Annotated in this window: 14 protein-coding genes; 11 read left to right on the top strand and 3 right to left on the bottom strand. The window is 72.9% G+C overall.

Features of this window, described 5'->3' with window-relative positions; all coding sequences use genetic code 11:
* Position 1: 1 nt before the first annotated feature.
* The 10 genes from tal to ACIBG8_RS00295 all read left to right on the top strand — a co-directional run bounded on the left by tal (position 2) and on the right by ACIBG8_RS00295 (position 10,079).
* Positions 2 to 1,093 carry a transaldolase gene (gene tal / locus ACIBG8_RS00340; protein ID WP_397340229.1) on the top strand — a complete coding sequence of 364 codons (1,092 nt, stop codon included), beginning with the start codon at positions 2 to 4 and terminating at the stop codon, positions 1,091 to 1,093.
* Positions 1,093 to 2,706: a glucose-6-phosphate isomerase gene (locus ACIBG8_RS00335; protein ID WP_397340228.1), complete on the top strand. Its 1,614-nt coding sequence runs from the start codon at positions 1,093 to 1,095 to the stop codon at positions 2,704 to 2,706. Before tal ends, ACIBG8_RS00335 begins: the two co-directional genes overlap by 1 nt.
* A 3-nt stretch (positions 2,707 to 2,709) precedes the next feature.
* Positions 2,710 to 4,311, top strand: a complete 1,602-nt coding sequence (zwf, locus tag ACIBG8_RS00330; protein WP_397340227.1) for a glucose-6-phosphate dehydrogenase — start codon at positions 2,710 to 2,712, stop codon at positions 4,309 to 4,311.
* Positions 4,311 to 5,225: a glucose-6-phosphate dehydrogenase assembly protein OpcA gene (opcA, locus tag ACIBG8_RS00325; RefSeq protein ID WP_397340226.1), complete on the top strand. Its 915-nt coding sequence runs from the start codon at positions 4,311 to 4,313 to the stop codon at positions 5,223 to 5,225. The genes zwf and opcA overlap by 1 nt, the downstream gene beginning before the upstream one ends.
* 68 nt (positions 5,226 to 5,293) lie before the next feature.
* Positions 5,294 to 6,067 (top strand): 6-phosphogluconolactonase, encoded by a 774-nt coding sequence (pgl, locus tag ACIBG8_RS00320; protein WP_397340225.1) that lies wholly within the window; start codon positions 5,294 to 5,296, stop codon positions 6,065 to 6,067.
* A gap of 46 nt (positions 6,068 to 6,113) precedes the next feature.
* Positions 6,114 to 6,791 carry a DUF4129 domain-containing protein gene (locus ACIBG8_RS00315; protein WP_397340224.1) on the top strand — a complete coding sequence of 226 codons (678 nt, stop codon included), beginning with the start codon at positions 6,114 to 6,116 and terminating at the stop codon, positions 6,789 to 6,791.
* Positions 6,788 to 7,258, top strand: a complete 471-nt coding sequence (locus ACIBG8_RS00310) for a hypothetical protein (protein WP_397340223.1) — start codon at positions 6,788 to 6,790, stop codon at positions 7,256 to 7,258. Before ACIBG8_RS00315 ends, ACIBG8_RS00310 begins: the two co-directional genes overlap by 4 nt.
* Positions 7,259 to 8,230, top strand: a complete 972-nt coding sequence (locus ACIBG8_RS00305; RefSeq protein ID WP_397340221.1) for an AAA family ATPase — start codon at positions 7,259 to 7,261, stop codon at positions 8,228 to 8,230.
* Complete coding sequence (locus tag ACIBG8_RS00300) at positions 8,227 to 9,504, top strand: DUF58 domain-containing protein (RefSeq protein WP_397340220.1); 1,278 nt, start codon at positions 8,227 to 8,229, stop codon at positions 9,502 to 9,504. The genes ACIBG8_RS00305 and ACIBG8_RS00300 overlap by 4 nt, the downstream gene beginning before the upstream one ends.
* A complete protein-coding gene (locus tag ACIBG8_RS00295) occupies positions 9,501 to 10,079 on the top strand; it encodes a hypothetical protein (RefSeq protein ID WP_397340218.1) in 579 nt (192 codons plus the stop codon). The genes ACIBG8_RS00300 and ACIBG8_RS00295 overlap by 4 nt, the downstream gene beginning before the upstream one ends.
* On the opposite strand, the gene add is transcribed toward ACIBG8_RS00295, so the two are convergent.
* On the bottom strand, positions 10,051 to 11,061 hold the full coding sequence (gene add / locus ACIBG8_RS00290) for an adenosine deaminase (RefSeq protein ID WP_397340216.1): 1,011 nt from the start codon (positions 11,059 to 11,061) through the stop codon (positions 10,051 to 10,053). The two genes, ACIBG8_RS00295 and add, sit on opposite strands and share 29 nt — an antisense overlap.
* A 73-nt stretch (positions 11,062 to 11,134) precedes the next feature.
* Here add and ACIBG8_RS00285 point away from each other — a divergent pair, with 73 nt between their 5' ends.
* Positions 11,135 to 11,869 carry a class I SAM-dependent methyltransferase gene (locus ACIBG8_RS00285; RefSeq protein ID WP_397340215.1) on the top strand — a complete coding sequence of 245 codons (735 nt, stop codon included), beginning with the start codon at positions 11,135 to 11,137 and terminating at the stop codon, positions 11,867 to 11,869.
* On the opposite strand, the gene ACIBG8_RS00280 is transcribed toward ACIBG8_RS00285, so the two are convergent.
* Both ACIBG8_RS00280 and ACIBG8_RS00275 read right to left on the bottom strand, forming a co-directional pair.
* A complete protein-coding gene (locus ACIBG8_RS00280) occupies positions 11,866 to 12,279 on the bottom strand; it encodes a hypothetical protein (protein ID WP_397340214.1) in 414 nt (137 codons plus the stop codon). The two genes, ACIBG8_RS00285 and ACIBG8_RS00280, sit on opposite strands and share 4 nt — an antisense overlap.
* 47 nt (positions 12,280 to 12,326) lie before the next feature.
* Positions 12,327 to 12,899 carry a TetR/AcrR family transcriptional regulator gene (locus ACIBG8_RS00275; RefSeq protein WP_397340213.1) on the bottom strand — a complete coding sequence of 191 codons (573 nt, stop codon included), beginning with the start codon at positions 12,897 to 12,899 and terminating at the stop codon, positions 12,327 to 12,329.
* Positions 12,900 to 12,913: the final 14 nt, after the last annotated feature.

The raw sequence follows: 12,913 nt of genomic DNA, 5'->3' as shown, positions 1-12,913 counted from the left end.
GATGAGCGAGAACCTCAAGAAGCTGTCCGGCCAGGGCGTGTCCATCTGGCTCGACGACATCAGCCGGGAGCGGCTGCGCACGGGCAACCTTGAGCAGCTGATCCGCGAGAAGAACGTGGTGGGGGTCACCTCCAACCCGACGATCTTCCAGGGCGCGCTCAGCAAGGGCGACGCCTACGACGCGCAGCTGCACGACCTGGCCGTGCGCGGGGTGGACGTCGGCGAAGCCGTACGCGCCATCACCACCTACGACATCCGCTGGGGCTGCGACGTGTTCCGCCCCGTCTTCGACGCCACCAACGGCGTCGACGGCCGGGTGTCCCTGGAGGTCGACCCGCGCCTGGCGCGCGAGACAGAGAAGACCATCGCCGAGGCGCGCTTCCTGTGGTGGGCGGTCGACCGGCCGAACCTGCTGATCAAGATCCCGGCGACGGTCGAGGGCCTGCCCGCGATCACCCAGGCGATCGCCGAGGGCATCAGCGTCAACGTCACGCTGATCTTCTCGCTGGAGCGTTACCGCCAGGTCATGGACGCCTGGCTCGCCGGTCTGGAGGCCGCGCAGGCCAAGGGGCTGGACCTGTCGACGATCGAGTCCGTGGCGTCGTTCTTCGTCAGCCGCGTCGACACCGAGATCGACAAGCGCCTCGACGCGCTGGGCAAGCCGGAGCTCAAGGGCAAGGCGGGCGTGGCCAACGCGCGCCTGGCCTACGCCGCCTTCGAGGAGGTCATGAACTCCGAGCGCTGGCAGCGGCTCAAGGCCGCCGGCGCCCGCCCGCAGCGCCCGCTGTGGGCCTCCACCGGCGTCAAGAACCCCGACTACTCCCCGACGATGTACGTCGACGAGCTCGTCGCCTCCGGCACGGTCAACACGATGCCGGAGAAGACGCTCGACGCCACCGCCGAGGTCGCCAACATCACCGGTGACACCATCCGCCCGTTCTACGAGCAGGCGTGGAACACCATGGCTGCGCTCAAGGACGCGGGCATCGACTACGACGACGTCGTGAAGGTGCTCGAGGACGAGGGCGTGGAGAAGTTCGAGGCGTCCTGGAACGACCTCCTGGAGACCATCAGCAAGAAGCTGGTCGTCTGATGGAGGTGACCTACCGCGACGAGGCGGCGGCCGAGGCCGCCGCCTCCGCGGCCGGCCGGCTCGTCGCCGACGGCGTGCCGGCGAAGCTGGCGGCCGGTGACCCCACGCTGTGGGGGCCGGACGCCGAGGCCGAGGCGGCCGTCCGCCTCGGCTGGCTCGGGCTGCCGCTCACCTCGCGCGAGCTGCTGCCCGAGCTGGGCAAGCTCGTGGAGCGGGCCAGGGCGGAGAGCCTCGACCACGTGGTGCTGGCCGGCATGGGCGGCTCGTCGCTGGCCCCCGAGGTCATCTGCGCGACCGCCGACGTCCCGCTGACCGTGCTCGACACGACCGACCCCGGCCAGGTACGGCGGGCGCTGGACGAGCGCATCGAGAACACGATCGTGGTCATCGCCAGCAAGTCGGGCGGCACCGTCGAGACCGACAGCCACCGCCGCATCTACGAGCAGGCGTTCAGGGACGCGGGCATCGACCCGGCCGACCGCATCGTGGTCGTCACCGACCCCGGCTCGCCGCTGGAGCAGGTCGCCGCTGAGGCGGGCTACCCGGTGCTGCTGGCCGACCCGAACGTGGGCGGGCGCTACTCGGCGCTGTCGGCGTTCGGCCTGGTGCCCAGCGCGCTGGCCGGCGTCGACGTCGAGCGGCTGCTCGACGAGGCAGCCGAGGTGGCGCCGCTGCTGGCGCTCGACGAGGGCAACCCGGGGCTGGCCCTGGGCGCCGTGCTCGGCGGGTGCGCGCTGGCCGGTCGGAACAAGCTGATCCTGGAGGACCAGCTCTCGGAGATCAACGGCCTGCCCGACTGGATCGAGCAGCTCGTCGCCGAGTCGACGGGCAAGCACGGCAAGGGCATCCTGCCGGTGGTCGACGCCGAGCCGCGCGGGGCGCGCGACGAACTGATCGTGGCCATCGAGTCCGACAACGGCGACGTGCGGGTCGACGGCCCGCTCGGCGCGCAGTTCCTCGTCTGGGAGTACGCCACGGCCCTGGCCGGGCGGCTGCTGGAGATCGACCCGTTCGACCAGCCGAACGTCACCGAGTCCAAGGACAACACCAGCGCGCTGCTCGGTGCGGGAGAGCTGCCGGTCGGCACGCCCGCACTGGTCGACGGTCCCGTCGAGGTGTACGGCGACGTCCAGGGCAAGGACCTGTCCGAGGTCCTCGACCACCTGCTCGACGCCGTGCCCGAGCACGGCTACCTCGCGGTGATGGCCTACCTCGACCGGCTGTCGGCCTTCGACGCCCCGGTCAGGGAGGGCGCCGACTTCGAGGAGATGACCGACGCCTGGATGGCCGCCGACCCGGCGACGCTGCGCGCGCTGCTGGCGATGCGCACCGAGCGGCCCGTCACCTTCGGGTGGGGGCCGCGCTTCCTGCACTCCACGGGGCAGTACCACAAGGGCGGCCCGCAGGACGGGGTGTTCCTCCTCATCACCGGCGCGCTCGAAGGCGACGTCGAGGTGCCGGGCAAGCCGTACACGCTGGGCAGGCTGCAGCTGGCCCAGGCGCTCGGCGACCTCGGGGCGCTCACCTCGCGCGGGCGGCCGGCCGTACGACTGCACTTGACTGACCGGGCGGCGGGCGTCGCGCATCTGCTCGCCGCGGCACAGGAGGTCTGAACCATGACGGAACCGGCAGCACCCGCGGAGGAGGCGGCCACCGTGGCCGCGGCCGTCGCGGGCACCGCCACCACGCTGGAGGTGGCGGCAGCCAACCCCCTGCGCGACCCACGTGACAAGCGCCTCCCCCGGGTGGCCGGTCCGTGCGTGCTCGTGCTGTTCGGCGTGACGGGGGACCTGGCCAAGCGCAAGCTGCTCCCGGCGATCTACGACCTGGCCAACCGGGGGCTGCTGCCGCCCGGTTTCTCGCTGGTCGGGTTCGCCAGGCGCGACTGGGCCCACCAGGACTTCGCGCAGCTCACCCATGACGCCGTCAAGGCGCACGCGCGGACGCCGTTCCGCGAGGAGGTCTGGAAGCAGCTCGCCGAGGGCATCCACTTCGTGCCCGGCGAGTTCTCCGACGACGGCGCGTTCGACGCGCTGGCCATGGCGCTGAAGGAGATCGACGAGACCCGCGGTACGGGCGGCAACTACGCCTACTACCTGTCGGTGCCGCCGAAGTTCTTCCCGACCGTGGTCAAGCAGCTCAAGCGGACCGGGCTGGCCGACGCGCCCGACGGTTCGTGGCGGCGGGTGGTGATCGAGAAGCCGTTCGGTCACGACCTGAAGAGCGCGCACGAGCTGAACGAGATCACCAACGAGGCCTTCCCCGAGTCGTCGATCTTCCGGATCGACCACTACCTGGGCAAGGAGACCGTCCAGAACATCATGGCCCTGAGGTTCGCCAACAACCTCTACGAGCCGATCTGGAACCGCTCCTACGTCGACCACGTGCAGATCACCATGGCCGAGGACATCGGCCTGGCCGGTCGCGCGGGTTACTACGACGGCATCGGCGCGGCCCGCGACGTGATCCAGAACCACCTGCTGCAGCTGCTCGCCCTGGTGGCGATGGAGGACCCGACCTCCTTCGACGCCTCGGCGCTGCGCAGGGAGAAGGAGAAGGTCCTCAAGGCCGTACGGTTGCCGGCCGACCTCGGCGAGAACACCGCGCGCGGCAAGTACGCGGCGGGCTGGCAGGGCGGCGAGAAGGTCGTCGGGTACCTGGAGGAGGAGGGCATCCCCGCCGACTCCATGACCGAGACCTACGCGGCCATCAAGCTGGAGATCGCCAACCGCCGCTGGGCGGGCGTGCCGTTCTACCTGCGCACCGGCAAGCGGCTGGGCCGCCGCGTCACCGAAGTGGCCGTGGTGTTCCAGCGCGCGCCGCACCTGCCGTTCAGCAAGGACGACACCGAGATCCTGGGGCAGAACGCCCTGGTGATCAGGGTGCAGCCGGACGAGGGCATCACGGTGCGGTTCGGCTCCAAGGTGCCGGGCACCGCGATGGAGGTGCGCGACGTGTCCATGGACTTCGCCTACGGCGAGTCGTTCATGGAGTCGTCGCCTGAGGCCTACGAGCGGCTGCTGCTGGACGTGATGATCGGCGACCCGCCGCTCTTCCCGCACCAGCGCGAGGTGGAGCTGTCGTGGAAGATCCTCGACCCGATCGAGGACTTCTGGGCCACGCAGGGCCAGCCGGAGGACTACCCGGCGGGCACGTGGGGCCCGCCGTCCGCTGACGAGATGATGGCCCGCGACGGCCGCAAGTGGCGGAGGCTCTGATGACGTCGTTCATGTTGACGGACACGACCGCGGGGAAGATCTCCGCGCAGCTCACGCACCTGCGCCACCAGATGGGCGCGCCCGCGGTCGGGATGGTGCTGACGCTGGTCGTGGTGACCGACGAGCGCGACCAGTACGACGCGGTGCGCGCGGCCACCGAGGCGGCGCGCGAGCACCCCTCGCGCATCCTCGTGGTGATCAACCGGGAGACCGACGAGGCCAACCGGCTCGACGCCGAGCTGCGCATCGGGGAGTCGACGCCGGGCGAGGTGGTCGTGCTGCGCCTGTACGGCGAGCTGACCGCGCACGCCGACTCGGTGGTGAGCCCGCTGCTGCTGCCCGACACCCCGGTGGTGGCGTGGTGGCCGGGCGAGGCGCCGACGGTGCCGTCGGAGGACCCGATCGGCGCTCTGGCGCAGCGCAGGCTCACCGACGCCAAGGCCGTCCCCGACGGCATCAGGACGCTGGCGAGCCGGGCCAAGGGCTACGCGCCGGGCGACACCGACCTGGCGTGGGCGCGGCTGACGCCGTGGCGCAGCCTGCTGGCAGCGGCGTTCGACCAGCCGGTGGGCAAGATCAAGAAGGGCGTCGTGGAGGCGGCCGCGGGCAACGCGAGCGCGCCGCTGCTGGCGGCGTGGCTGACCGAGCGGCTCGGCGCGCCGTTCAAGGTGGCAGACTCCAACGGCCCCGGCCTGACGTCGGTACGGCTGTCGCTGGCCGAGGGCGGCGAGCTGACGGTCGCGCGCAGCGACGCCAGGCTGGCCACGCTGATCCGCCCTGGTCAGCCGGACCGGCACGTGGCGCTGGCCCGGCGGCACACCTCGGAGCTGCTGGCCGAGGAGCTGCGCAGGCTGGACCCCGACGAGATCTACGCGGCCGCGCTCAAGCGGCTGGCCAAGACCTACAAGGCCTGATTCGTCACAGAAGGGGCCGCGCGGAGTGCCGCGCGGCCCCTTCGCGTGCAGCGTGAAAGAGTGAGCTCGTGAGTGTTCCGAACGTAGTTGTCCACCGCGACGCCGACGTCCTGGCCAAGGCCGTCGCGGCGCGCATCATCACCCGCCTGGTCGACGCGCAGTCCGCCAAGGGCTCGGCGCACCTGGTCCTGACCGGGGGCACGGTCGGCATCGCGACGCTGGCCGCGATCGCCGCGACCCCGGCGCGCGACGCCGTCGACTGGCGCAAGCTCGACCTGTGGTGGGGCGACGAGCGTTACCTGCCGACCGGCGACCCTGAGCGCAACGAGACGGGCGCGCGCAAGGCGCTGCTCGACCACGTCGACCTCGACCCGGCCCGCGTGCACGTCATGCGGGGGCCGGACTCCGGCCTGTCGGTCGAGGACTCGGCCGAGGCGTACGCCGAGGAGCTGCGCAAGGCGGCCAGGCCGGAGGACCACGGCCCGGTGCCGTCGTTCGACGTGATGCTGCTCGGCATGGGCCCCGACGCGCACGTGGCCTCGCTGTTCCCCGGCCAGCCCGCGCTCTACGACACCAGGCCCGTGGTGGCCGTGCACGGCTCGCCGAAGCCGCCGCCCACCCGCGTCTCGCTGACGCTGCCGACCATCCAGGCGGCCCGCGAGGTGTGGGTCGTGGCGGCGGGCGAGGAGAAGTCGGGCGCGGTACGGCTGGCGCTGTCGGACTCCGGCCCGGTGCAGGTGCCCGCTGCGGGCGCCAGAGGCAGGCAGCGCACGCTGTTCCTGCTGGATCGCGCGTCGGCTTCCAAGATCCCGCCGGGCCTCGGCCGGATCGCCTCCCCTTGAGGCTGGGCGATTTCTCCTGACATAGTTCCTTTTATGGGGAGAATCGTTGGGGCGTAGGTGGCTGCTGCTCGCCCTCGTCGCGGGTGCGCTGATCGCGGTGGCGCTGGGGGCGAACGCCGGTGGGATCCAGGTCGGGCCCATACCGCCGCAGGACCAGGTGGAGGCCGTCCCCCTCGCCACGCCGCCCAGCGCTGTCGCGCCGACCCCGCAGCTCACCCTCGAACCGGAGCCGGAGGCCGTGCCGGTCCTCGACCGGGCCTCGTTCTGGGTGCGGATGCTGGCCATGGCGCTCGGCGCCCTCGTGGTCCTCTACCTGGCCGCCAGGCTGGCCAGGTGGCTGCTGGAGAACTCCGGGCAGGGCGCCTACGGCCGGGTCACGCCGTTGCCACCGGGCGGCGGCGGTCGTGAGACCGAGCAGGTGCGCGCCGCCGTCCTGGCCGCGCTGGCCGACCTCGACGAGGCGGGCGACCCGCGCCGCGCGGTGATCGCCTGCTGGCTGCGGCTGGAGCGGGTGGCCGCGACCGCCGGGACGCCGCGCCTGGCCAGCGACTCCCCCACCGACTTCGTCTCCAGGCTGCTGGAGGCGCACGGTGTCGACGGGGCAGGGCTGGCCGAGACATACGAGCTGGCCCGCTACTCCCCGCACGACATCACCGAGGAGCACCGAGCCTCGGCCAGGCGCGCGCTGACCGACATCGACGCCCGGCTGCGGGTGACCTCGTGAGGGGAATCCTCCTCGGGGTCGCGCTCGCCGCCGTCGCCTATGTCGCGGCGCCCGCCGTCCTGCCGCCGCTCGGGCTGCGCATCGACGGCTGGCAGGCGGCGCTGCTGACGCTGGCGGCCACGCTCGTCACGTGGCTGGCCAGGTCCATGCGGCCGGAGCCCGGACACGACAGCCCGCGCTCCAGGCCGCCGGTGAACGACGGTGCGGGCGTGGCCGACCTCGGCATGTGGCAGCGCAGGCTGGAGGCGGGGCGCGCGGACCCCGAGCGGTTCCGCAACTCCGTACAGGTGCGGCTGTCGGCCACCGTGGCCGAGCGGCTGCGCCAGCGGCACGGGGTCGGGCTCGACTCGCCCGAGGCCAGGCGCATCCTCGGCGACGACCTGCACGATCTGGTGACCGTACCCGCTCCTGTAGTGCCGACGGCGGCGCGGCTGGACGAGCTCATCGCACGCATCGAGGGGATCTAGATGGAACTGACCGAGGTCGGCGGGCTCGCCAGGACCGTGCTCGACCGGATCGAGACGGTCGTCGTCGGCAAGCGCGAGGCGCTGGAAACGGTGCTCGCGGGCATCCTCGCCGGCGGGCACGTGCTGCTGGAGGACTTTCCCGGCCTGGCCAAGACGCTGACGGCGCGGTGCTTCGCGCAGACGCTCGGGCTGGGCTTCCGCCGCCTGCAGTTCACCCCGGACCTGCTGCCTGCCGACGTGACCGGATCGTTCCTGTACAACCAGCGCACCGGCGACTTCGACTTCCGTCCAGGCCCGGTCTTCACCGACCTGCTGCTGGCCGACGAGATCAACCGCACCCCGCCCAAGACGCAGTCCGCGCTGCTGGAGGCGATGCAGGAGCGGCAGGTCAGCGTCGAGGGCGTCACGCACCCGCTGACCGCGCCGTTCCACGTGCTGGCCACCGCCAACCCCATCGAGCACGAGGGCACCTACCCGCTGCCCGAGGCCCAGCTCGACCGGTTCCTCCTGCGCGTCTCCTTCGGCTACCCCTCGCGCGAGGACGAGTGGACGGTCCTGCGGCGCAGGATGGAGCGCCGCCAGGAGGACAGCGTGCTCGAACCCGTCGTGGACGCCGCCACGCTCGTCGCCATGCAGCGGGCTCTGGAGGACGTCGCCGTCGACGACAGCGTCGGCCGGTACATGGTCGAGCTGGCCGCGGCCACGAGGACGCACCCGCAGGTGCAGGTCGGCGCGTCGCCGCGCGGCTCGCTCGCGCTGCTGCTGACCTCCAGGGCGGCGGCTGTGCTGGCCGGGCGCGACTTCGTGACGCCCGAGGACGTCAAGCGGATGGCCGGGCCCGCGCTGGCGCACCGGCTGAGCCTCATGCCGGAGGCCTGGCTGCGCCGTACGGAACCAGGGGCCGTGATCGCGGAGGTGTGCGCGTCGGTGGCCGCTCCGGCCTCCGGCAAGCTCCCGTCCTACAGCCGATGAAGTCCGGCTGGGCCGCCGCGCCCGCGTTGTGGCGCGCGATCGTGATGAGCGCGGCGCTGCCGGTGGCCGCGCTGCTGTTCGGCCGCGTCGACCTGCTGCTCCTGGCGATCCCCTTCGCGCTGGGCACAGCGGCGGCGCTGCTGTCCAGGCCGGGCGGCGACCCGGTGGCCGAGCTGGAGCTCGGCTCGGGCTCCGTGGTCGAGGGCGGGCCGGTCGACGCCAGGCTCACGGTGACCAACCCGGGCCCCGCTCCGGTCATGTGCGTGCTCAGCCCGCGCTCCGACCGCTTCCTGCACCCCAGGTACGGCTCCCGCCACCTGCTGCTCGAGCTCCCCCCGCACAGCAGGGGCGGCGCGGCCCTCGGCTACACGGCAACGCGGTGGGGCGTGCACGAGCTCGGCCCTGCGCTGGCGAGCGTCTTCGCGGCCGACGGGTTGCTGGAGCACAGCGTGCAGGTCGCGACCGCCCGCCAGGTGGCCGCCCTCCCGTCAGCGCCCGGGTTCTCCTCGCGGGTCGGGCTGCCGGACGCGACCGGGATGTCGGGCGTGCACCGCTCGCGGCGTCCAGGCGAGAACGGCGAGCTGTCCGGGGTGCGCCCGTTCCAGCCGGGCGACCGGCTGCGGCGGATCAACTGGCGCACGACGGTACGCACCGGGCAGGCGCACGTGAACGCGATGTTGTCGGAGCGCGACACCGAGGTGGTGATCCTGCTCGACGTGCTGACCGAGGTGGGCGAGTCCGGCGGGGTCGGCGGCGAGGAGAGCGCGCTGGACGCGGCCGTGCGCGCCGCCGCCGCGATCACCGAGCACTACACGCACCAGGGCGACCGGGTAGCGATCGTGGAGCTGGGACGCCCGCGCAGGCTGCGCCCCGGGACCGGGCGGCGTCACTACCTGGCCGCCCTGCAGTGGCTGGCCGGGGTACGGCAGGCGGCCGGGCTGGGCGAGGAGTCCCGCGAGCGGCTGCTGGCCAGCGGTCTCGTCACGCGGGCCGGGCTGATCGTGGTGCTGACGCCGCTGGTCGACGAGCGCAGCTCCATGGCGCTCGCCGTCCTGGCCCGCTCGCGCCGCGCGCTCGTCGCCGTGGACACGCTGCCGCCCGGCCAGCCGGTGCCCGGCGACGGCGCGACGGCGCGGCTGGCCGAGCGGCTGTGGCGGATCGAGCGGGACAACGTGATCGGACGGCTGCGCGAGGCCGGGGTTCCGGTGGAGGTGTGGCGCGGGGCGGGCAGCCTCGACGCCATCCTGCGCGACGCGGCCCGGGTCGCCCGATGAGCGCCCCCGACGTGCGACGCGACTCCGGCCGCCCGATGACCGCCGCGCCGTTCCGCCGGGTGCTGCCCGCCGCTGCGGCGTTGCGTGCGGCGGTCGCGGTGCCGGGTGGGCTGGCCGTCCTGCTCGCACTGCCTCCGGCGTACGCGGACGGGGTGGTGTGGCCGATGGTCGCGGTCGGGCTGGCCGTGCTCGCCGCCGCGCTGCCGAGGTCCGGGGCCGTCGGGGTGTGCATGGGCGCAGCCGTCCTGCTGTGGCTGGTCGGGCCGGTCGCCTACAGCTACCCGCCGGACCCGCTGACCGGCTTCGCCGTCGGAGCGCTGCTCTACCTGCAGCACAGCGCCGCGGCGCTGGCGGCCCGGCTGCCGCTGTCCACCGGCGTCCCTGCCGCCGCGCTCGGCGGGTGGGCGCTCAGGGCGGGCTCCGTCGTGCTCGGGTCGGGCCTGCTCGCCCTGGCGGTGACCGCCCTGCCGGCCCTGCCCGCGAACGTCGCCGTCCCGCTGGGCGCCGCCGGCGCGGTGGCCCTGACCGCCCTGACCAGGTTCCTGCTCACACCAGGGACTCGATCTCGGCGATGAGCGCCTTCTTCTCCTCCTCGGCCAGATAGGAGGCCTGTACGGCGTTGCCCGCGAGCGTGGCGAGCTCCGCCCTGCCCAGCCCGGCCACGCGCGCCGCGACCCGGTACTCGTCGGCCAGCGTGGTGGCGAACATCGGCGGGTCGTCGCTGTTGATCGTGACGAACAGCCCCTCCTGGAGCAGCCGGGGCAGCGGGTGGTCCTCGATCCGCCCGACCTGCCCGGTGCACACGTTGGACGTCGGGCAGACGTCGAGTGGGATCTGCCGCTCACGCAGGTGCGCGACCAGCCGGGCGTCGTCCAGGCAGGAGATGCCGTGCGCCAGGCGCTCGGCGCCCAGCGCCTCGACGGACTCCCAGATCGTCTCGGGGCCGGTCATCTCGCCCGCGTGCGGCAGGCTGTGCAGCCCGGCCGCGCGGGCCGCGTCGAAGGCGGAGCGGAACACGTCGCGGTAGGCGGGGCGGTGCTGCTCGATACCGGCCAGCCCGAAACCTACCAATGCGGCGGGAGGTTCCTCCAGAGCGTGCTCGACGGTGATCCTGGCCGCCTCCTCGCCGTACTCGCCTGGAATGTCGAAGATGTAGGCCATCCGCACGCCGTGGTCGTCGAAGGCGGCTCGGGCGGCGAGGTCGAGCGCCTCGGTGACCGCGCGCATCGGGATCCCGGCCACGTGGTGGGCGTACGGGGTGACCTGCAGCTCGACGTAGCGGCCGTTCTGCGCGGCGAGGTCGCGGGCGTAGCCGGTCACCAGGGTGGCGACGTCCTCGGGCTCGCGGACCAGGGCGTTGACCTTCTGGTAGACGCGGGCGAAGTCGGTGAAGTCGCGGAAGGTGTAGAAGGCGCGCAGCTCCTCCTCGCCCGTGGGCACGCCGCCGTCGGGGTGCCGCCCGGCCAGCTCCAGCACCGTCGGCACCGAGGCGGAGCCGATGAGGTGCACGTGGAGTTCCACCTTGGGCAGGGCGTCGATGAAGGTGTCGATCGTCATGGCTGAGACGATAAGCACCCGGATTGCCCGCAGGACAGTCAGAACCCTGAAATTTCACATAAAGGTGTTAGGTTTGAACGCTGAGGCCTACGAGCGGTGTTTCGCCCTGCTCACCGCGCGCACCGTCGACCCGCTCCTCAACCTGGTCAGCAAGAGCCGGGCGCAGCGCCTGCTCGACGTCGGCTGCGGCACCGGCGTCGTGACCGGGGCGGCGCTCGCGCTCGGCGCGGAGGTCACCGCGGTGGACGCCGACCTCGGCATGCTGGAGCACCTCGCCCGCCGCCACCCGCACGCCGACGTGCGCCTGGCGGCGCTGCCCGAGCTGCCCTTCCCCGACGAGGCGTTCGACGCGGTGGCGGGCAACTTCGTCATCAACCACGTCGAGGACGTTCCTGCCGCGCTGGAGGAGCTGCGCCGGGTGCTGCGACCTGGCGGCACGCTGGCGCTGAGCTGGTGGAAGAGCGATGAGATGCACGCCACCGGGGTGATCGGCGAGGCGATGCTGGCGGCCGGGCTGCCGTACGAGCGGCCGGTGCGCGCCTTCGCCGAGCCGCGCGTCCTCGCCGCCGCGCTGAAGGAGGCGGGCTTCTCCGGCGCCGGGGTGGACACGATGCGGTGGCGGCACCACGTCGACCTGGACGAGTGGTGGAACGGGGTCATCGCCGCAGGTGGGCCGCGGTTCGGGGCGCTGGCCTCGCTTTCCGAGGCGGACGCGGCGCGGGTGCGGAGCGCCTATGACCTGCTGGCCTCGCCGTACGCGGAAGAGGGGTTCCCGGTCGCCGCGCACCTCGCGCACGCCACCCGCTAGAACCCCTGGCAGTGCTTCTCGCCCCAGGCCTTGTACCGGTCCAGAGGCTCGACGATCGAGGTCATCTGCTTCTCCAGCTCGGCGGTCTGGCCCTTGGCCTCGCTGAGGGCGGCGAAGGCGGCGGCGATCTGGGCGACGTCGGCGCGGATCTCGGCCGGGGCCTCGTCAGCGAGCTCTCCCCAAGCCTTGGCCAGGGCCTTCATGTGCGTGGTGCCCGGCTGCCCGAGGTCGCCCAGCACGGTCTTGCCCTTTTCGAGCGCCGCGCCGCAGAACGCGTCGGGGGCGCCGTTCTGCTCGGCGCTCTTCTGGCCCGCCGCCTGTGCCGGGCGCTCGCCAGAGGTGGTGGCCGTGCCGGAGCAGGCCGCCAGGGAGAGGGCCAGGACGCAGGCCGTGATCAGTTCGCGTGTCATGGCTCCAGCGTGCGGCCCCGGCGTCTCATGGGCCGCTCACCGGCGTCTCACACCGCCCAGGCGCGCACCAGCGGGAGCAGGACGTCCTCGACGGACTCCGTCACGAACGCCGCGTCGAACGGCGGGCCGATGAAGATCATGCGGTGCCACACCAGCGCCTCGGCGATGGTGAAGACCTTGCCCGCGTCGACGGGACCGGTCAGCTCGCCGCGGGCCACCGCCCGGTCCAGGAGCGCGGCCGTACCGCTCAGGTCCTTGGACGGCATGTGCTCGCGCAGCGTGCGCGCCAGCTCCTGGTGCGAGACGAGCGTGGACGACAGCCCCATGATCAGGCTGTGCTTGCGCTCGACGGCCCCGCACAGGCCGCCGACCACCGAGGCCAGGTCGCCGGCCAGGCTGCCGGTGTCGTCGGACTGCGGGATGTCCATGTCGAAGCGGCGGCAGATGACGTCGACGACCAGCTCGGGCTTGCCCGGCCAGCGCCGATAGATGGTGGCCTTGCTGGCTTTGGCCCGCTTGGCGATCTGGTCGACCGACATCCGGTCGTAGCCCACCTCCGACAGCAGTTCGAGCGTCGCGTCGAGGATGGCGCGCTCCCGGTCCGGGTCGAGTGGAGCCACGTGCACGTCCCTTG

This window comes from Nonomuraea sp. NPDC050556 (genome assembly GCF_044457355.1).
GTDB lineage: Bacteria > Actinomycetota > Actinomycetes > Streptosporangiales > Streptosporangiaceae > Nonomuraea.
Note: the sequence above shows the minus strand (reverse complement) of the source record. Positions and strands in the feature narration are given on the sequence as shown.